General features: G+C 68.2%; 20 protein-coding genes. 16 read left to right on the top strand and 4 right to left on the bottom strand.

Features of this window, described 5'->3' with window-relative positions:
• Window position 1: 1 nt before the first annotated feature.
• The gene (locus tag ACIG5A_RS37285) at window positions 2-700 is read right to left on the bottom strand and encodes a metal-dependent transcriptional regulator (RefSeq protein WP_397249473.1); all 699 of its coding nucleotides are present in this window, start codon (window positions 698-700) and stop codon (window positions 2-4) included.
• A 188-nt stretch (window positions 701-888) separates the two neighbouring features.
• Between ACIG5A_RS37285 and ACIG5A_RS37290 the strand changes: the two genes are divergently transcribed.
• The 6 genes from ACIG5A_RS37290 (at window position 889) to ACIG5A_RS37315 (ending at window position 9,140) form a co-directional block, all read left to right on the top strand.
• Complete coding sequence (locus ACIG5A_RS37290) at window positions 889-1,848, top strand: bifunctional riboflavin kinase/FAD synthetase (protein ID WP_397248987.1); 960 nt, start codon at window positions 889-891, stop codon at window positions 1,846-1,848.
• Between the two features lie 199 nt (window positions 1,849-2,047).
• Complete coding sequence (gene rpsO / locus ACIG5A_RS37295) at window positions 2,048-2,317, top strand: 30S ribosomal protein S15 (RefSeq protein ID WP_397248989.1); 270 nt, start codon at window positions 2,048-2,050, stop codon at window positions 2,315-2,317.
• Between the two features lie 365 nt (window positions 2,318-2,682).
• On the top strand, window positions 2,683-4,962 hold the full coding sequence (locus ACIG5A_RS37300) for a polyribonucleotide nucleotidyltransferase (RefSeq protein ID WP_397248991.1): 2,280 nt from the start codon (window positions 2,683-2,685) through the stop codon (window positions 4,960-4,962).
• Between the two features lie 110 nt (window positions 4,963-5,072).
• Window positions 5,073-6,353 carry a M16 family metallopeptidase gene (locus tag ACIG5A_RS37305; RefSeq protein WP_397249475.1) on the top strand — a complete coding sequence of 427 codons (1,281 nt, stop codon included), beginning with the start codon at window positions 5,073-5,075 and terminating at the stop codon, window positions 6,351-6,353.
• Between the two features lie 259 nt (window positions 6,354-6,612).
• Window positions 6,613-7,293 carry a tetratricopeptide repeat protein gene (locus tag ACIG5A_RS37310; RefSeq protein ID WP_397248993.1) on the top strand — a complete coding sequence of 227 codons (681 nt, stop codon included), beginning with the start codon at window positions 6,613-6,615 and terminating at the stop codon, window positions 7,291-7,293.
• 338 nt (window positions 7,294-7,631) lie between these two features.
• Window positions 7,632-9,140: a tetratricopeptide repeat protein gene (locus ACIG5A_RS37315; RefSeq protein ID WP_397248995.1), complete on the top strand. Its 1,509-nt coding sequence runs from the start codon at window positions 7,632-7,634 to the stop codon at window positions 9,138-9,140.
• Window positions 9,141-9,277: 137 nt separating this feature from the next.
• Here the strand turns inward: ACIG5A_RS37315 and ACIG5A_RS37320 are convergent, their stop codons facing one another.
• Window positions 9,278-9,610 carry an ArsR/SmtB family transcription factor gene (locus tag ACIG5A_RS37320; RefSeq protein ID WP_397248997.1) on the bottom strand — a complete coding sequence of 111 codons (333 nt, stop codon included), beginning with the start codon at window positions 9,608-9,610 and terminating at the stop codon, window positions 9,278-9,280.
• Window positions 9,611-9,702: 92 nt separating this feature from the next.
• Here ACIG5A_RS37320 and ACIG5A_RS37325 point away from each other — a divergent pair, with 92 nt between their 5' ends.
• The 3 genes from ACIG5A_RS37325 to ACIG5A_RS37335 all read left to right on the top strand — a co-directional run bounded on the left by ACIG5A_RS37325 (window position 9,703) and on the right by ACIG5A_RS37335 (window position 13,125).
• On the top strand, window positions 9,703-10,920 hold the full coding sequence (locus tag ACIG5A_RS37325) for an MFS transporter (RefSeq protein WP_397248999.1): 1,218 nt from the start codon (window positions 9,703-9,705) through the stop codon (window positions 10,918-10,920).
• Window positions 10,921-11,078: 158 nt separating this feature from the next.
• Window positions 11,079-11,564, top strand: a complete 486-nt coding sequence (locus ACIG5A_RS37330) for a GNAT family N-acetyltransferase (RefSeq protein WP_397249001.1) — start codon at window positions 11,079-11,081, stop codon at window positions 11,562-11,564.
• Window positions 11,565-11,715: 151 nt separating this feature from the next.
• Entirely contained in the window at window positions 11,716-13,125 is a 1,410-nt protein-coding gene (locus tag ACIG5A_RS37335) for a pentapeptide repeat-containing protein (RefSeq protein ID WP_397249003.1), read from the top strand.
• A gap of 42 nt (window positions 13,126-13,167) precedes the next feature.
• Here ACIG5A_RS37335 and ACIG5A_RS37340 read toward each other — a convergent pair whose 3' ends face one another.
• Window positions 13,168-13,578 carry a VOC family protein gene (locus tag ACIG5A_RS37340; protein ID WP_397249005.1) on the bottom strand — a complete coding sequence of 137 codons (411 nt, stop codon included), beginning with the start codon at window positions 13,576-13,578 and terminating at the stop codon, window positions 13,168-13,170.
• 136 nt (window positions 13,579-13,714) lie between these two features.
• Here ACIG5A_RS37340 and ACIG5A_RS37345 point away from each other — a divergent pair, with 136 nt between their 5' ends.
• Genes ACIG5A_RS37345 through ACIG5A_RS37355 form a run of 3 tightly spaced genes read left to right on the top strand, consistent with a single transcriptional unit; the run spans window position 13,715 to window position 15,643 of the window.
• On the top strand, window positions 13,715-14,821 hold the full coding sequence (locus ACIG5A_RS37345; protein ID WP_397249007.1) for an alcohol dehydrogenase catalytic domain-containing protein: 1,107 nt from the start codon (window positions 13,715-13,717) through the stop codon (window positions 14,819-14,821).
• A gap of 4 nt (window positions 14,822-14,825) precedes the next feature.
• Window positions 14,826-15,200: a type II toxin-antitoxin system Phd/YefM family antitoxin gene (locus tag ACIG5A_RS37350; protein WP_397249009.1), complete on the top strand. Its 375-nt coding sequence runs from the start codon at window positions 14,826-14,828 to the stop codon at window positions 15,198-15,200.
• On the top strand, window positions 15,197-15,643 hold the full coding sequence (locus ACIG5A_RS37355) for a type II toxin-antitoxin system VapC family toxin (RefSeq protein WP_397249011.1): 447 nt from the start codon (window positions 15,197-15,199) through the stop codon (window positions 15,641-15,643). Before ACIG5A_RS37350 ends, ACIG5A_RS37355 begins: the two co-directional genes overlap by 4 nt.
• Here the strand turns inward: ACIG5A_RS37355 and ACIG5A_RS37360 are convergent, their stop codons facing one another.
• Window positions 15,644-16,465: an alpha/beta fold hydrolase gene (locus ACIG5A_RS37360; RefSeq protein WP_397249013.1), complete on the bottom strand. Its 822-nt coding sequence runs from the start codon at window positions 16,463-16,465 to the stop codon at window positions 15,644-15,646. It abuts the gene before it with no gap.
• Between the two features lie 158 nt (window positions 16,466-16,623).
• Here ACIG5A_RS37360 and dapB point away from each other — a divergent pair, with 158 nt between their 5' ends.
• The 4 genes from dapB (at window position 16,624) to ACIG5A_RS37380 (ending at window position 19,170) form a co-directional block, all read left to right on the top strand.
• Entirely contained in the window at window positions 16,624-17,376 is a 753-nt protein-coding gene (gene dapB / locus ACIG5A_RS37365) for a 4-hydroxy-tetrahydrodipicolinate reductase (protein ID WP_397249015.1), read from the top strand.
• 2 nt (window positions 17,377-17,378) lie between these two features.
• Window positions 17,379-17,882 (top strand): hypothetical protein, encoded by a 504-nt coding sequence (locus tag ACIG5A_RS37370; RefSeq protein WP_397249017.1) that lies wholly within the window; start codon window positions 17,379-17,381, stop codon window positions 17,880-17,882.
• 4 nt (window positions 17,883-17,886) lie between these two features.
• Window positions 17,887-18,339 (top strand): flavodoxin family protein, encoded by a 453-nt coding sequence (locus ACIG5A_RS37375; protein ID WP_397249019.1) that lies wholly within the window; start codon window positions 17,887-17,889, stop codon window positions 18,337-18,339.
• A 144-nt stretch (window positions 18,340-18,483) separates the two neighbouring features.
• The gene (locus tag ACIG5A_RS37380) at window positions 18,484-19,170 is read left to right on the top strand and encodes a response regulator (protein WP_397249021.1); all 687 of its coding nucleotides are present in this window, start codon (window positions 18,484-18,486) and stop codon (window positions 19,168-19,170) included.
• The last annotated feature ends 24 nt before the right edge of the window (window positions 19,171-19,194 follow it).

The following is a 19,194-nucleotide window of genomic DNA, read 5'->3' on the forward strand; positions in this document are numbered from 1 at the left end:
TTCAGGCGGTGAGCCAGATGGCCTCGGCGGCGGGGCGGCCGAGGTCGATCGGGGCCGCGGCGTCGTCGATGCGGACGGCGATGGTGCCCGCGAAGTCGCGGCGCTCGACCACGGCGATCGAGGTGTCCAGTGCGATGCCGACCGAATCGAAGTAGCGCAGCATGTCCGGGTCGGAGTCGGAAATCCTTGCCACCCTGCCGGATTGCCCCGCGGTGAAATCGCTCAGCTGGCGCGCGGGCGGTGTCGGCACCGCGCCGTCGACCGACGGGATGGGGTCGCCGTGCGGATCACGGTCGGGGTAGCCGAGTTTGGCGTCGATGCGGGCCATCAGTAGTTCCGACACCGCGTGCTCGAGCACCTCGGCCTCGTCGTGCACCTCGTCCCAGCCGTAGCCGAGCTCGTTGACCAGGAAGGTTTCGATCAGCCGGTGCCTGCGCACCATCGCGATCGCGGCGCGGCGGCCGTGCTCGGTGAGGGTGATCGAACCGTAGCGGGCATGTTCGACCAGGCCCTGATCGGCGAGCTTGCGCACGGCCTCGGAGACGGTGGATGCGGAGACGCCGATCCGTTCGGCGAGCAGTTTGGTCGACACCTTCTCCTGCGACCATTCCTGGGCGGTCCAGATGACCTTCAGATAGTCCTGAGCGACCGAGGAGAGCTCAGGGGCTATCGTCGCGGTGCTGCCCTGCGTGGTCTCCAGTTCGCGTCGGGTGGCGATGTCTCGTTTACCGGGCACATACCCGAGCTTATGCACATCAGCACTGATTCACACATCCCGGCACGCATCTCTAACGCGGGATTCATCGGGGGTATACGGCAGGCGAAGCGTTGTGTGACATCCGCATGCCCGAATACTGTTCGCCACCTCATTTGCGTAGGCTGCGGACTGTGCAGAGATGGCGAGGTCTGGACGAGGTGCCCGCGGACTGGGGGCGTTGTGTGCTCACGATCGGCGTATTCGACGGCATCCACCGCGGTCACGCGCAGCTGATCAGCCGGGCCGTGAAGTCCGCTGCGGCACGGGGTGTTCCGGCGGTGCTGATGACCTTCGACCCGCATCCGATGGAAGTGGTGCGCCCCGGTGCGCACCCGGCGCAGCTGACCACGCTGACCCGCCGCGCGGAACTGGCCGAGGAACTCGGTGTCGACGTGTTCTGCGTCATGCCGTTCACCCAGGACTTCATGAAGCTGACCCCGCAGCGCTACGTGCACGACCTGCTCGTCGAGCGCTTGCACGTGGCCGAGGTGGTGGTCGGCGACAACTTCACCTTCGGCAAGAAGGCCGCGGGCACCGTGGACACCATGCGTGAGCTCGGCTCCCGCTTCGGGTTCGAGGTCGACGGCGTGAAGCTGGTCGGCGAGCACGCGGTGACCTTCTCCTCCACCTACATCCGCGCCTGCGTCGACGCGGGCGATATGGCCGCCGCGGCGGACGCGCTCGGCCGCCCGCATCGCGTCGAGGGCGTGGTGGTGCACGGCGACGGGCGCGGGCGCCAGCTCGGTTTCCCCACCGCGAACGTCGCGCCGCCGATGCACGCCGCGATCCCGGCCGACGGTGTGTACGCGGGCTGGTTCACCGTGCTCGGGCCAGGCCCGACCATCGGCACCGTCACCCCTGGTGAGCGCGCCATGGCCGCCATCTCCGTCGGCACCAACCCGACCTTCTCCGGCCGCGCCCGCACCGTCGAGGCCTACGTCCTCGACGGCGAGGCCGATCTGTACGGCCAGCATGTCGCGGTGGACTTCGTCGAACACGTCCGCGGCATGACCAAATTCGACTCGCTCGACGAGCTCATCGAGGCCATGGGCCGCGACGTCGAAACCGCGCGCAAGATGCTCAGTGTTTGATTTGCCGCGCCTGCGGCGCGAACGGCGCTCGTAAGACTCGCGCTGTTGTGGTTGCGTGCTGAGTAGGCGTAGGGCGATTCGGTTTGACGGTGCGGGTCCGGTAAGGTGGATCCTCGGGTTTGCTGCGGTCCGCGGCGGCACCCACACCCGGGTAACCGGAAATTCGAGCGCGGCACTGAAAAATGGGAGTGGATGCCTCATGGCGCTGACCACCGAGCAGAAGTCGGCCATCCTCAAGGAATACGGCCTGCACGAGAAGGACACCGGCTCGCCGGAGGCGCAGATCGCGCTGCTGTCCAAGCGTATCTCGGACCTGACCGAGCACCTGAAGGTGCACAAGCACGACCACCACACCCGCCACGGTCTCCTGGCGCTGATCGGTCGTCGTCGTCGGCTCTCGAAGTACCTGCAGGCCAACGACATCGAGCGTTACCGTTCGCTCATCGAGCGTCTCGGCCTGCGCCGCTGACAGCTCGACACACCGGTTACCCGAGGTAGCCGGAGAACCGGCCAACGGGGAGAAGTACAATCTCCCCGTTGGCTATTTGTGTATGAGGGGTGGAGCCATGGTCGGCCGCCTTTTCACACGACAACAATGCACAGCCGTACGCACCCGTCCGCGTGGCGTCGGTCTTCGGTAGTGGCCCCTCGGCAATCCGACGGGCTTCGATCGATGACCGCCTCCGCGTCGCCGTTTCCAAGGGGAAATCGGCCGGGTGTGCGTGCCGCAGCCAGGAGGGTTGCCGCGCGTCCGTACCCGGGACGGCTGACAAATAGCCGGATCGCGCTCCCAGTGCGCTGGATCCGGCGAAGACGAGAGGTTGAGAGAAGAGAATGACCGAAACAACTGAACGCAAGTCCTCGGCCGTCGAGGTCGAGCCCGGCGTGTTCGAATCCGTCGCGCTGATCGACAACGGCAGCTACGGCACCCGCACCGTCCGCTTCGAGACCGGCCGTCTGGCCCGTCAGGCCGCCGGCTCCGTCGTGGCCTACCTGGACGACGAGACCATGCTGCTGTCGGCCACCACCGCGGGCAAGCAGCCCAAGGACCAGTTCGACTTCTTCCCGCTGACGGTCGACGTCGAGGAGCGGATGTACGCCGCGGGCCGCATCCCCGGCTCGTTCTTCCGCCGCGAAGGCCGTCCGTCCACCGACGCGATCCTGACCTGCCGCTTGATCGACCGTCCGCTGCGCCCGTCGTTCGTCGACGGCCTGCGCAACGAGATCCAGGTTGTGGTCACCGTGCTGTCGCTGGATCCGAAGGACCTGTACGACGTGGTGGCGATCAACGCCGCGTCCGCGTCCACCCAGATCGCGGGCCTGCCGTTCTCCGGCCCGGTCGGCGGCGTGCGCGTCGCGCTGATCGAGGGCCAGTGGGTCGCGTTCCCGACCGTCGAGCAGCTCGAGGACGCCGTGTTCGACATGGTCGTCGCTGGCCGCGTCGTCGAGTCCGGTGACGTCGCGATCATGATGGTCGAGGCCGAGGCCACCGACAAGGTCATCGCGCTGATCGAGGGCGGCGCGCAGGCGCCGACCGAGGCCGTCGTCGCCGAGGGCCTCGAGGCCGCCAAGCCGTTCATCGCCCGCCTGTGCAAGGCGCAGCAGGATCTCGCCGAGCTGGCCGCCAAGCCGACCGGTGAATTCCCGCTGTTCCCGCCGTACGAGGCCGATGTCTACGAGGCCGTCGAGGGCACCGCCAAGCGTGAGCTCGGCGAGGCGCTGAGCATCGCGGACAAGCAGGAGCGCGAGTCGAAGATCGACGAGATCAAGGTCGACGTGCTCGCCCGCCTCGGCGACGACTTCGCCGGCCGCGAGAAGGAGCTCGGCGCCGCGTTCCGCTCGGTGACCAAGAAGCTGGTGCGCCAGCGCATCCTGACCGACGGCTTCCGCATCGACGGCCGTGGCCTCGCCGACATCCGCGCGCTGTCCGCCGAGGTCGCCGTGGTGCCGCGCGCCCACGGTTCGGCGCTGTTCGAGCGTGGCGAGACCCAGATCATGGGCGTCACCACGCTGGACATGGTGAAGATGGCGCAGCAGGTCGACTCGCTCGGCCCGGAAACCTCCAAGCGCTACATGCACCACTACAACTTCCCGCCGTACTCCACCGGTGAGACCGGCCGCGTCGGCTCGCCGAAGCGCCGCGAGATCGGCCACGGCGCGCTGGCCGAGCGTGCGCTCATGCCGGTGCTGCCGAGCCAGGAAGAGTTCCCGTACGCCATCCGTCAGGTCTCGGAAGCGCTGGGCTCCAACGGTTCCACCTCGATGGGCTCGGTCTGCGCCTCGACCCTGTCGCTGCTGAACGCCGGTGTGCCGCTGAAGGCCCCGGTCGCCGGTATCGCCATGGGCCTGGTGTCGGACACCATCAAGAACGACAAGGGCGAGGACGAGGTCCGCTACGTCGCGCTGACCGATATCCTCGGCGCCGAGGATGCCTTCGGCGACATGGACTTCAAGGTCGCGGGCACCCGTGAGTTCGTCACCGCGCTGCAGCTCGACACCAAGCTCGACGGCATCCCCTCGCAGGTGCTCGCCGGCGCGCTGTCGCAGGCGCACGACGCGCGCACCACCATCCTGGATGTGATGGCCGAGGCCATCGCCACCCCGGACGAGATGAGCCAGTACGCGCCGCGCGTCACCGCGATCAAGATCCCGGTCGACAAGATCGGCGAGGTCATCGGGCCCAAGGGCAAGGTGATCAACCAGATCACCGAGGAGACCGGCGCCAACATCTCGATCGAAGATGACGGCACCGTCTACGTCGGTGCGACCAACGGCCCCGCGGCGCAGGCGGCGATCGATCAGATCAACGCCATCGCGAACCCGCAGCTGCCGAAGGTCGGCGAGCGCTTCCTGGGCACGGTCGTCAAGACCACTGCCTTCGGCGCGTTCGTCTCGCTGCTGCCGGGCCGCGACGGCCTGGTGCACATCTCCAAGCTGGGCAACGGCAAGCGCGTCGCCAAGGTCGAGGACGTGGTGAACGTCGGCGACAAGCTGCGCGTGGAGATCGCCGATATCGACAACCGCGGCAAGATCTCGCTGGTTCCGGTCGAGGAGAACGCCGAAGAGCCGGCCGAAGCCGACACCGTTGATGCGGCCGCGGCGGGGACCGAGTAGTACTTGTCTCTGTGACGAAGAAGAAGACGGCAACCCCTCTGCTCCGCGACGGGCAGGGGGGTTCGTCACTCACCCTCCGGACCGAACACTCGCGCACCACCGACGCCGGAGTGCGGCGCACGGTGCTACCCGGCGGATTGCGGGTGGTCACCGAGCATGTGCCCGGGGTGCGCTCGGCCTCGATCGGCGTCTGGGTCGGGGTCGGCTCGCGCGATGAGGGACCCTCCGTCGCGGGTGCGGCACACTTCCTGGAGCACTTGCTGTTCAAGGCGACGCCGACCAGGTCGGCGCTGGACATCGCGCAGGCGATGGACGCCGTCGGTGGTGAACTCAACGCGTTCACCGCGAAGGAACAGACCTGCTACTACGCGCACGTCCTCGACGAGGATCTGCCGCTCGCCGTCGACATGGTCTCCGATGTGGTGCTCAACGGGCTGTGCCGGGCCGCCGACGTGGCGGTGGAGCGTCAGGTGGTGCTCGAGGAAATCGCCATGCGCGACGACGATCCCGAGGATCTCGTCGGCGACGCCTTCCTCACCGCGCTGTTCGGCGATCATCCGATCGGGCGGCCGGTGATCGGCTCCATCGAATCCATTGAGGCGATGCAGGCCGCGCAGCTGCGCGGCTTCCACACCCGCCGCTACCGGCCGGACCGGATGGTCGTCGCGGTCGCGGGCAATGTCGAACACGAGCACACCGTGGAACTGGTGCATCGCGCGTTCGCCGACCGGCTCGATCCGGCCGCCGCACCCGCGCCGCGGCGCGAGGGCCGGTTCCGGCCGCAGGGCGTACCGGAACTGCATTGGAGCCACCGCGACAGCGAACAGGCGCATCTGGCCTTCGGCGTGCGCGCCTTCGGGCGGCACGAGGGGGAGCGGCGCTGGCCGCTGTCGGTGCTCAACACCGTCGTCGGTGGCGGGCTGAGTTCGCGGCTGTTCCAACGCATTCGGGAGGAACGCGGGCTGGCGTACTCGGTGTACTCCAGCGTGGACACCTTCGCCGATACCGGTGCGTTCTCCGTCTATATCGGCTGTCAGCCGGAGAACCTCGGCAAGGTGGCGTCCTTGGCGAAGGGCGTGCTGGAAGAGGTGGCCGCCAACGGCATCACCGACGCCGAATGCGCGCGCGCCAAGGGCTCGCTGCGCGGCGGACTCGTACTCGGCCTGGAGGATTCGGCCTCCAGGATGAACCGGATCGGCCGCAGCGAACTGTCCTACGGCAACCATCGCAGCGTCTCCGAAACCCTCACCCGCATCGACTCGGTCACCACCGACGAGGTCACCGCGATCGCCCGCCAACTCCTCTCCCGCCCCTTCGCCGCCTCGGTCACCGGCCCCTACCGCCGCACCCGAGAACTCCCCACCGCGGTCCGCCGCCTCGTCAACGAATAACCCCTCCGCCGAGCAGCCCCGATAGCACGAACTCGTCGAGCGCAGTCGAATGGCCCTGCGACACAACGCAATGGACGGCCATTTGACTGCGCTCGATGATCGGCTGGCGAAGGGAGTTGCGCGCCATTCGACTGTGCTCGGGCGCGGGAGGTGGCATGTGGTGACGGTGCGGACGGTATTCGGTCCGGGTCGGTGGCGTGTCCGGATATCATCGGCGCACTCGCTCGGCCGGGGTCGGGTGTGTTGAGTAGGGGGCGAGATGGGCGTGGTCGAGTTCGCGATCGAGCGGGTGCGGATCGCGGAGGAGTCGGGGCGGCTCGATGAGGCGCGGCAGGTGCTGATGGAGGCGCTGGTCGCGGCGCCGGGGGAGGCGGTGCTGCTGGAGAAGCTCGGGGATATCGCTTATCGGCTCGGTGACGGGGACGAGGCGCTGCGGTTCGCGGGGGCGGCCATCGCCGCGGCGCCGCATCGAGGGGATCCGCACCTCACGGCGGCACTCGTCTACTGCGCGTGGGGATTACACGAGGACGCGCTGCGGCATGCCCGCCACGGTGCGGCACTGGATCCCTACGACATCAGCGGGACGCTCACGCTGGCCAAGGTGATCGCCGAGGGGCCGGTGACGAAGGCGCTGCGTGGCGAGGCACGGGCCGCGCTCGAACACGCCGTCGGCCTGGCCCCGGCGAATGCGGCAGCCCACGCGCGCGCGGCCGAAATCTATTGGCGGCTCGACGAACCCAAGCGGGCCCGCGGGCACGTCGAGGCGGGTTTGGCGATCGATCCGGCGAACCAGGATCTGCTGCGGTTGCGCGTGCTGTGGGAATTCCACGGCGGCAAGGTGGGCAACCGGACGGGCGTCATCGACATCCTGCGCGGACTGCTCGGCTCCCGGCCTGGCCACGGCGACGGCCGCCGCCGGTGGCCGCCGCGCGAGCGATAACCATCGCGTGCCGCGTCGCCGCGACGTGCGCCGACGAGCTCCAGCGGCTGTGATGTGACTCACTATGCGCCGACCGGTGGGTAGTGAAACGGTCGACCGGCCTGTTGAGATAACTGGAATGTAGCTGTTCATTCGACGGGAGGACCTTCTGTAATGAATCCGAACGACATTCTGCTCGGTATCGTCGCTGTTCCCTTCGTGCTGGCTGTCGCCGCCGTCATCGGCCTGGGCAGCATCTTCCTCGGCTGGCATTAGCCGCACATTTCCCCTGACCGCCGTCCGGATATCATCGGCGCATTCGCTCGTTCGGCGAGATGTTCTTGCGTAATGGTTTGGGGGTGGCTGTGCCGAGTATCGAGGTCGAGGCCGCGCTCGAGCGGGCGGAAGTCGCCGAGAGGCTGGGGCGGCTGGGAGAGGCCCGGCGGATTCTCGGGGAGCAGTTGCTCGCGGCGCCGGAGGATGCGCGATTGCTCGAGCGGATCGGGGATATCGCGCTGCAGCTGGAGGATCTCGACGAGGCGATGCGGTTCGCGGGGGCGGCCATCGCGGCGTCGCCGGATCGGGCCGACGCGCACCTGACCGTCGCGCTGGTCTACGACGCGCGTGGGCAGTACGAGGATGCGATAAGGCATGCGCGGCTTGCTGTTTCGCTGGAGCCGAGCGGGGTTCGGGAGCCGTTGATCCTGGCCAGGATCATCGCCGAATCGCCGAAGACCGATGCGCGCCCGGAGGCGCGGGCGGCATTGGAGCGCGCGGCGACGCTCGCACCCGAGAGCGCGGGGATGCACGCGCATGCGGCCGAAACCTATTGGCGGATGCATGATCGCGAGGGGGCGGAGCGCCATGTCGCGGCCGGGCTCGCGGTGGATCCGGCGCACGAGGACTTGCTGCAGACACGGGCGCGGCTGGATTTCGAACTCGCGTCGGCCGATTCGCGGATCAGGGCGGTCGACACGCTGCGCGGATTGCTCAGCGCCAGGCCGGGGCATCGTAAGGCACGCAGGCTGCTCGCCGAGATCATGTGGCGGGCGCTGTTGCGGCTCGCGGCGTGGGTGTGGTTCTTCGCCGCGACCGTCGCGGTGGTGTCGATGTGGCTCGGGCCCGGTGTGCTGCGGGTGGTGACGCCCGTGCTGTTCTGGATCATTCCGGTGGCCTGGTTCCGTGTGTTCCGCAGGTTGCGCCCGCAGCTGCCGCCCGGATATCTGCGGGCGCGGGTGCTGCGGCGGCCCGCGGCGCTGCTCGGGATGATCGTCCTGGTGCTCGCCAGCGTGCTGGTCGACCTCGGGGCGGTGACGTTGCGTTCGGAGCTGGCCTCGCTGGTGCGCGGCGGTTACCTGCTGCTGTTCGTCGCCGCGATCGGCGCAGGGCTGGCGCATCTGCTGTTGTTGCTGGCCTGGGTACGGCGCGGCGACGAGGAGGTCGACCGGTCCGCGGCCGAGGATTTCGCGCTGCTGAGCGCGGTCCTGATCGTTATCGGTGGCCTGATCCTCGCGGGCATCCTCGCGGCGCTGCGGCATTGGGCGCGGCAGCCGATCGGGTTCGCGGCATTCGTGGCGATCGTCGGCGTCGTCGTGGTCACCCTCGCGCTGGAGGTGATGATCATCGGCGTGCTGAAGCGGGACCTCATGTGGACGGTATTCCTGCTCCCCGTGGTCGCGCTGGTATCCGTCGCGATCTGGTGGGGCGCAGAGCATCTGGTGACGGATCAGGTGCGAGGCACCACCCTGACCGTGCCCGCGCCGCCCACCTTCCGCCCGCTCCCCACGGCGCCGAGCCTCCACCTCCCGCCGCCCGCACTCCACCCACCCGCCCCGCCGTCGGCCACCCCTGTCTCGCCCGGTCGTTGAGCATCGGTCGACCACCGTGCGGGCGGGTGCCCTTTCGCCCGATCCCCGCCGAGCTGCCATTTCCGCCACGCCGCCGGGCCGTTGGCTGTCTGTCGAGCGCAGTCCCGCCGTCGCCGCGCGCCAGGTTGCCGCGCGTGTCAGGGATGGTAGGAGCGATTGGCGGCCTCGATGATGGCGGGGAGAACGCCGGGCAGGGCGGTGTCCATGGCGTCGGCGCGCAGGCGCAGGTGAATCAGCCCGTCGATGGTGAGGCGTTCGATCACCCCGGCTTCGCGCAGGATCTTGAAGTGGTGGGTGGCGGTGGACTTGTTGATCACCTCGTAGAGAGCGCTGCAGCGCATGGCGGTGCCGGAGTTGCTGAGCCTGCGCACCATTTCCAGGCGAATCGGGTCCTGCAACGCGCCGAGCACCACCGGCAGCGGCGCCACCGGGTTCGACGTCTCTACCACCGCTTCTTTAGTTTCGGTCATGATCTACCTCACTCGGGGGTTTGATGATCATCGTACCGCCTGTAGGGTCGACAAGGTTCGATCAACATCAAACTTACCTGATGGGAGCGGCGATGACGGCGGCAACAGCGGTGGTCACCGAGGAACGGACAGTACAACCGTGGGCCTACGCGCTGGTGCTTGCCGCGAGCGGTGTGGCACTCGGCGTCTCCGGTGCGCCCGCCCCGCTGTACGGGATGTATCAAAAGGTCTGGCATTTCTCGCCACTCACGACGACCTTCGTCTTCGCGGTGTACGCCTTCGCGGCACTGGCCGCGGTGCTGGTGTCCGGGCGGATCTCGGATGTGGTGGGGCGCAAGCCCGTGCTGCTCGGCGCGATCGTCACGATGATCGCGGGTCTTGTGGTGTTCCTGTTCGCCGAGAATGTCGTGATGCTGCTGATCGCCCGCGCCCTGCACGGCTTGGCGGTCGGCTCGATGGTGGTCGCCGGTGCGGCGGCACTGCTCGATATGCGACCCAAACACGGCGCGCGCTCCGGCCAGCTCAGCGGCGTGGCCTTCAATGTCGGTATGGCCGTGGCGATTCTGGGTTCGGCGCTGCTCGCGCAGTACGCGCCGCATCCGCTGCGCACGCCGTATGTGGTGATCACCGTGGCGTGCCTGCTGATCGGGGTGGGCGTCGTCGCGCTGCGTGAACCGCACACCGCGCGGGTCTCCGGACGCATCCGGATCGCGAAACCGTCGGTGCCGCAAGAGATTCGTGGTGACTTCTGGTTCTCGGCGCTCGGCGTGATGGCGGCGTGGTCGGTGCTCGGTGTGCTGCTTTCGCTGTACCCGTCGCTGGCCTCGCAGCAGACCGGCATCCACAACCTCGTCTTCGGTGGTGCGGTAGTGGCCTCCGTCGCGACGTCCGGCGCCATCGTGCAGTTCTTCGCCACCGGTGTCCCGGCCAGGCGTGCGGCGATCATCGGCGACACCGGTATGGCGATCGCCCTGGTGCTGACGGTGCCCGCGTTGGCGACCCACAACTGGGTGGCCGTGCTTGCGGCGGGTGTGCTGCTCGGCGGTACCTTCGGGCTCGGCTTCGGCGGATCGCTGCGCCACCTGTCCGAGGTTGTGCCGCAACACAAGCGGGGCGAGACCATGTCGGCGTACTACCTGCTGGCCTATTCGGCCATGGCGCTGCCCACCATCGTCGCGGGCTGGGCGGCCACCACCTGGGGCCTGACCACGGTCTTCCCCTGGTTCGTCGCCGTCGTCGCTCTCGCCTGCCTGCTCGCCGCCGGTCTGGGTGTGCGGCGCAACCAGGAGGCGGCGCGTCAGCAGGCGTGATTCCGGTTGAGCGGTACATGGCCGGCGGTAGACGTCTGCCGCGCCATGGACCGTTCGCCGCCGTCGTGATCCGAACGGCGGTGAGCGCTCGCGCCGATATCTCGCTGCGCGTGCGTTAATCCTTTGCGCGGCTACAGATCTTGGTCGAGCATGGGCTGATGATCACTGTGCGGCGGCTGGTGCCCGACGATTGGGAAGTATTTCGCGATCTGCTGCTGGAGTGTTTGCTAGCGGCGCCCTACGCGGCGGTCCTCACCTACGAGGAGGCGGTGCAGCGAACCGAGGCGCAGTGGCGGAACAAGTTCGAGGATCGGGTGCTGTTCGTGGCGCTGCTCGACGGCGTCCCGGTGGGGACGGCGGGCGGGATGTTCTTCGACGAGGATCCGACACTGCCTGAGCTGATCTCGATGTGGGTGTCGCCGGAGGCGCGGGGGACGGGCGCGAGCGATCGGCTCGTCGAGCAGGTGCTCGCCTGGGCCACCGGCGAGGGGCACCCGCGGATGGGCCTGTGGGTGCTGGACGGGAACGTCCCCGCCGAGAAGCTCTATCTGCGCCACGGTTTCGCAAGGACCGGACGGCGCAAGGCGATGCCGCGCGACGAGTCGCTGATCGAGGTCGAGATGCTGATCTCGCTCGACGCATAACAGGCGCAGCCGGATGAAGTCCGCCCATGGACCGCGCACGGCCGGAGCGCGGGCGGCGGTACGCGTAGCGGACATCTGAAAACGTAAGGGGCGCAGACATAGCCGATCTTGTCCGGTAGTGGGCGAGCGACAATCCGGCTACCATGCGCTCATGCGATGGGGGAGGTTGGGCGACCGGCTGCACCGCGCGGCACTGCTGCTCGCGGTGCTCACCGCGGTGCTCGGCGGGCTGGCGATCGCGGGACTCACCTGGTGGCTGCTGTGGTGGGCGTTCGGCGCGAAGGCGGAAACGCCGAATCAGGTCGATCTCACCAAGATCGCGCTCGCGGTGGCCGCGGTCGTCGGTGGCGCGGTCGTCCTGGTGGTCGCCTACCGGCGGCAGTGGGATCTGGAACGCGGGCGGTTCGCCGACCTGTTCGGTGCGGCGTCGAGACAACTCGGCGATACCGACGTGGCCGTGCGCATCGCCGGTGTCTACGCGCTGGCCGGTGTCGCCGACGAATTCTCCGCGCCGAGCCGCAGGCAGCAGTGCATCGACGTGCTCTGCGGATATCTGCGCCTGCCCTATGAGCCCGGCGACGGCGCCAATCACCTTGTCTCCCGGTCGGAGTCGATCGAGGAGGGCGGCGCGAAGGTCGAACGGGTCTACCGACTGCGGCAGGACGACGGCGAGGTGCGCCGCACCATCGTCCGCGTCCTCGGCGCGCGTGTGCGGCGCGGCGCGGACGCGTCGTGGTCGGGCTATGTGTTCAACCTCGAGGGCGCGGTACTGGAGCAGGCCGATTTCCGGCACGCGGTGTTCGCCGGTCCGTCCACCTCGTTCACCCGCGCGACGTTCCTCGGGCCCACCTGGTTCGACAACGCGGCGTTCCTCGGACCGCACATCACCTTCCGTGCGGCGACGTTCCGCGACGGCACCACCTCCTTCGAACGGGCCGAATTCGGTACGACCCGGCCGGACAAAGCGGCGCCGTGGGATTCGGGCATCATGTTCGACGATGTCCGCTTCGAGAGCTCCGTCTCGTTCGAGCAGGCGACCTTCCGCGGCCCGCGCACCAGCTTCACCGGCACCAAGTTCCTCGGCCCGCGAACCTCGTTCGTGGAGACCAAGTTCCGCGCCGACCGTACTTCGTTCGAGAAGGCCACGCTCGACGGCGAGCACATCACCTTCAACACCGCCGAGGTCTCCGGTACCCACCTCAGCTTCGCGGGCGCCCAGTTCTACGCGACGACGACCACCTTCGACGAGGCCAAACTCGGCACGCCGGTTCGCCTGCGCGGCAAGGGCACTCGCGAAATAGATTTCCGCCGTGCCGAATTCCACGGCGCGCTGACCTTCGCCCGCACCACGCTCGCCGGGCGCATGACCGAATTCTCCGAGGCCGACTTCTTCGGCGATATCTCCTTCGCGCACGCACGTTTCAACGCCAACGAGGTGCGTTTCGACAGCCCGAAGGCCTGGGTGGGCACGCGTTTCGACTGGGACGACAACCCGGTGCGCAAACCGACCAACGTCAAACCCAACCCGTGGCCGCCGACGCCCACCGATGGGAAACGATGAGCGGGAGGAGGCGGCGCCCCGAGGGACACCGCCTCCGTTCTATCAGCTCGGCCAGCCGCCGTAGGGCACGGTGATCAATTCCAGATAGTGGCCGTTGGGATCTTCGAAGTAGATCCCGCGCCCGCCGTCGTTGTGATTGATCTCGTTGACCCCCTGCTTGCGGGGGTCGGCCCAGTAATCCAGTTTGTAGCGCCGGATTTTGGCGTAGGCCGCGTCGAACTCCTCCTCGGAAACGAGGAAGGCGTAATGCTGGGGCTGGATCTCGGTGATGAACGACGGCACGTTCGCGAAATCGAAGGTGACTCCGTTACCGGTGTTGAGCGGGATGAAATGTCCCCATTCGGCGCCGAGCGCCGATCCCAGAATGTCCGACCAGAATTCGGCGGTTACTCGATGGTCCTTGCAACCGACGATTGTGTGATTGAACTGTACTGACAGTGGATTTCTCCTCATATCGTGACGGCCCCGACCCCGGACCGGTACAAGTCGGCCAACGGGAGCACCGCCACTCCGAACCGAGATTAGCGAGCGATCGCCGGGTCTGCCAGCCCCAGTGATGGGGGCCATACTTCGGGTACCGTCTCCGAATATGAGGATTCGTGGGGCGGTCCTGGAACGGATCGCGGCGCCCGTGCCATTTGCCGAATCGGCGCCGATCACCGTGTGCGAGCTGGAGTTGGGCGCGCCGGGGCCGGGTGAGCTGCTGGTGCGCATCGAGGCGGCGGGGCTGTGCCATTCGGATCTGTCGGTGGTGGACGGCAATCGAGTGCGGCCGGTGCCGATGCTGCTCGGCCACGAGGCGGCGGGCCGGATCGAGGCGATCGGGCCGGGCGATTCCGATCTCGCGGTGGGGCAGCGGGTGGTGATGACATTCCTGCCGCGTTGCGGTGAATGCGCGGGCTGCGCCAGCGACGGCCGGACGCCGTGCACCCCGGGCAGTATCGCCAACAACGCGGGCGAACTGCTGAACGGCGGGCGGCGTCTGCATCGGGACGGCGCGGAGGTGCACCACCATCTCGGCGTGTCCGCGTTCGCCACGCACGCGGTGGTCGATCGCCGCTCGGTGGTGCCGGTCGAGGACGACGTGCCGCCGGAGGTGGCCGCCGTCCTCGGCTGTGCGGTGCTGACCGGCGGTGGGGCACTGCTGAATTCGGCGAAACCGGGACCGGAGGACCGGGTCATGGTGGTCGGGCTCGGCGGTGTCGGCATGGCGGCGCTGCTCGTCGCGGTCTCGCTGGGCGGCAAAGCGGTGATCGCCGTGGACACCGTGCCGGAAAAGCTCACCCTGGCAAGGGAACTCGGCGCCACCGCCGCCTACACCCCGGCCGAGGTCGCGGAGTACGGCGTGCAGGCCGAGGTGGTCGTCGAGGCGGCGGGCAATATCCGCGCTTTCGAAACCGCCGTCGCCGCGACGGCCGCGGGCGGCACCACGGTGACCGTCGGCCTGCCCGCACCCGATGCGCGGGCCAGTATTTCACCGCTCGCGCTGGTGGCGCAGGGCCGATCGATCGTCGGCAGCTACCTCGGTTCGGCGGTGCCGTCCCGCGATATTCCGGAGTACGTGCGGATGTGGCGTGACGGGCGGCTGCCGGTCGAGCGGCTGGTCTCCGCGCATATCGGACTCGACGAAATCAACCACGCGATGGATGAATTGGCGGCCGGGCACGCACTGCGCCAGGTGATCGTCTTCGACTGATCAGGTGGCCGAAAACCTGGTGGGCGCGTGGCCCCGGGGCTATCCTGAACTGACCAGAATGGTCAAAATAGTTGGAGCGGCGGCGATGGCACGGAAGCGAACCGAGCGTGACCGGGTGCAGTTCGATATCGCGTGGCCGCTCGCCGATGCCAAGGCCAGACTGTCCGAACTGATCGACAAGGTGGAACGGGAGGGGCCGCAGGTGATCAGTAAGCATGGCCGCGAGGTCGCCATCGTCGTGCCGATCGAGGAGTGGCGGCGGCGGAACGAGCGCAAGGGCAGTCTCGCCGAATTTCTCGCCGAGTCGCCGCTGCGGGATTCGGGTGTGGTGGTGGAGCACGAGCGGCGGGATTCCGCGCATCGTGACGTGATCCTGTGACCACGCCCGCGCCGTGGCAATCGGGTTATCTGCTGGACACCACCACGATCTCGGAATGGACCACCCCGCGGCCGAATCTCGGATTGATGGAGTGGCTGCACACGGCGGATGAGGAGCAGCTGTTCTTGAGCGTGATCACGATCGGGGAGATGCGCCGCGGTGTCGAGCGGTTGCCGGATGGCCGGCGCAAGACCCGATTGACCGAATGGCTTGCCGACCAGGTGGTCGACCGGTTCGGGGATCGGCTCCTCGAGGTGGACCTCGACATAGTCCAGGCATGGGGGCGGGTACGTGACCGGGCCGATGCGCTCGGGCAGCCCGTCGACCCGGTGGACGGCCTGATCGCCGCCACCGCCGATGCGCACGGGCTCGCCGTGGTTACCCGCGATCCAGGGGGTTTCGTCGCGACGGGCGTGCCGACTATCTGTCCGTGGAGTGAATGACTATGTCCTGCTGAGGAATTCCGTCACCGCGGCGATGTAGTCGGCGGGGCGGCTCAGCAGCAGGGAATGGCCACCGTCGGGGAAGGAGCGGAACTCGGCCGCAGGGTGGGCGGTGCGCAGGCGATCGGTGTGGGTGGTAGTGATCAGTGGATCGTCTTCGGCCTTGACCAGCAGCGTCGGGCCGGGCCACGCCGGTTCCGACAGGAGTTCTTCGACGCCGCGGGCGATTTCGAGCAGCAGTCGATAGGAGTTCGCCGAACCCTCGCGGCCACCGGCGGCGGTGGCCGCCTCCACCTGCTCGATCCAGAATTCCGCGTCCTCGGAGTGCTGCCACGCGGCGCGCAGGGCGGTGCGCACGGCTTCCCGTGTCTGCTCCCACGGCGTGGCCAGGGTGGTGTCGACGCGCATGCGCAACCGGTCGACGTCCGCCGGGCCGTACAGGCCGGTGCTGGTCAACGTCAGCGACCGGATGCGTTCCGGCACACGGCGACTCAGCAACTCGGCGTACATACCACCCGCCGACTGGCCGACCACGTGCGCGCGCTCCACCCCTTCCGCGTCGAGCATCGCGACGAGCCCGTCGACGAGTTCGGCGGTCCTCGCCACGGTCGCCGGATAGTCGGGCGCGAGGACGCGATGGTGGGGCAGCAGCGCCGGTGTCAGATCGAGCCAGCTGATCCCGATACCGGCCCCGCCGCTGAGCAGCAGCACCGGATCGCCTTCGCCGCCCCGGAAATAGCGCCAATGATGCTGCCCCGCAACGAGTTCTCTGCTGGCACAATCGTCGAGGAAGGCCGTCGCCCGCACGCGAATCGAAGTCACCAGGCGAGGGTAGCCTTACTCTTGCTGCTACGTAAATATGCGCATTCAGCGATGTGTCCTGGATCATGCGCGATGCCGCGCCCCCTGCCGCAGGTCCACGGTGTGCGCGAGCGCAGTAGGCTCGGCGCAGTTGTCTGTCGACGGTAAGGAGAACCAAGGTGACCGGACCGATCCGGGTGGGCGTACTCGGTGCGAAGGGCAAGGTCGGCCAGGCCATCTGTGCCGCGGTCGACGCGGCGGATGATCTGGCACTGGTCGCCACCGTCGACAAGGACGACCCGCTGGAGACCTTCACCGCGAACAACGTCGAGGTCGTCGTCGACTTCACCCACCCCGATGTGGTGATGGGCAACCTGAAGTTCCTGGTGGAGAACGGTATTCACGCCGTCGTCGGCACCACCGGCTTCGATGCGGCCCGCCTCGACGAGGTGCGCGGCTGGCTCGCGGACCGGCCGGGGACCGGCGTGCTGATCGCGCCCAACTTCGCCATCGGCGCGGTGCTGTCCATGCGGTTCGCCGAGCAGGCCGCCCGATTCTTCGACTCGGTCGAGGTTATCGAGCTGCATCACCCGAACAAGGCCGATGCGCCCTCGGGTACCGCCTACCGCACTGCCGGGCTGATCGCGGCGGCGCGGGAGCGGGCAGGCGTCGGCCGCAGCCCCGACGCCACCACCACCGAACTCGAGGGCGCCCGCGGCGCCGACGTCGACGGGGTGCGCGTGCACTCGGTGCGCGTCGCCGGACTGGTCGCGCATCAGGAGGTGCTGTTCGGCACCCTGGGCGAAACCCTCACCATCCGCCACGATTCCATCGATCGCACCTCGTTCACCCCCGGCGTGCTGCTCGGTGTGCGCGAGATCGCCGCCCGCCCCGGCCTGACCGTCGGGCTCGACCCGTTCCTGGATCTGTGATCGTGTCGGAGCCGGTCGGCGACGCGTCGGATCCGCAGCGCCGCAAGGACAGTCGCCGGATCGTGGTATTCATCGCGATCCTGGTGATCGCGCTGGTCGTCTATTTCGCCCGGCTCGGCGAGCGGGCGATATTCCTGATCGGCTCCGGTGAGACCTCGTGGGTCATCGCGGGTTTCGGTGTGCTGATCCTGCCGTTCGTCGGCGCCTGGATCGTGTGGGTCACCGTCCGCGCGGCGCTCGCGCATCAGCATCTGGCCCGGCGCATGCACGAGGAGGGCGGAGAGCTCGATATCTCGCAGCTGCCCAAGCGGCCGTCCGGCCGCCTCGAACGCGCCGCGGCCGACGAGCTGTTCCTCCAGGTCCAGAAGGAATGGGAGGCGGATCCGGATAACTGGCGGGTCTCCTACCGGCTGGCCCGCGCCTACGACTACGCGGGCGATCGGACCAGGGCGCGCGAGGTCATGCGCCGCGCCGTGGCGCTGGAGCGACTCGAACGCGAGGAGTGAACCCGTGGCCAGGCTGCTGATCATCCACCACACGCCGTCCCCGCATATGCAGGCGATGTTCGAGGCGCTCGTCTCCGGCGCGACGGATCCGGAAATCGAAGGCGTCGAGGTGATCCGGCGCGCGGCGCTCGAGGTGACCGCGCCGGATGTGCTGGCCGCCGACGGCTACCTGCTGGGCTCACCGGCCAACCTCGGCTATATCTCCGGTGCGCTCAAGCACGCCTTCGACACGATCTACTACCCGTGCCTGGATTCCACCCGCGCCCGTCCGTTCGGCTACTACCTGCACGGCAACGAGGGGACCGAGGGCGCCGAGCGGGCGGTGGCGAGCATCACTACCGGACTCGGCTGGGAGCAGGCGGCCGCACCGGTCATCGTCTCGGGGCCACCGAGTAAGTCGGATCTGGAAAAGTGCTGGGAGCTGGGCGCGACCGTCGCGGCGCGGCTGATGGCGTGAACCCGATCGCGGGAATGCCCGTATCTCTTGGGGCTACACAAAAACGGGCGGCCCCGAATTCTGGTGTCTGAACATGCATAGCGTCCGCCCGGCATACTGACATGACCGTTGTTCCGGTGGGGATGTGAGGGATTGGAGAATCAGGTGACGTGGGCTGAAGGGGGCGAGACCGCACCGCGCCGGATCGGATTGGTCGAAGACCATGAATCCGTCGCGATCGGACTGGCCGCGATGCTTGCGCCGGAAGCCGATCTCGACCTGGTGCTGACCGCGGGCACCGTGCCCGAACTGCTGGCCGCGGCGGATAACGAGCCGCAACTGGATCTGGTCGTGCTCGACCTGCGCCTGGCCGACGGATCGGCGCCGGACGACAATGTGCGCGCGCTGCGCGACCGCGGTATCGAGGTGCTGGTCTTCACCGGTGCGGACAACGCGTTCATGGTGCGCGCGGCGGCCAAGGCCGGCGTGCTCGGCGTGGTGCGCAAGTCCGAGGACATGCCGACGGTGGTCGCGGCGGTGCGCCGCGCGGCCTCTGGCGAACAGGTGGTAACCACCGACTGGGCCGCCGCCATCGACGGCGATCCGCAACTGTCCGATGTGGGATTGAGCCCGCGCCAGGAGGAGGTGCTCACCCTCTATGCCTCGGGGGAGAAGGCCTCCCGGGTGGCACGGCTCACCGGTCTGTCGGAACAGACGGTCAACGATTACCTCGGGCGGATCCGGCAGAAGTACGCCGACGCGGGCCGCCCCGCTCCGACCAAGACCGACCTCTACAAGCGTGCGGTGGAGGACGGATGGCTACCGGTTCCCGAGCGGCATCCGCGCGCGTGAGCGAGCGGAGCGAGCGAGTGATAG

Source organism: Nocardia sp. NPDC052566 (genome assembly GCF_044547285.1).
Taxonomy (GTDB): Bacteria; Actinomycetota; Actinomycetes; order Mycobacteriales; family Mycobacteriaceae; genus Nocardia.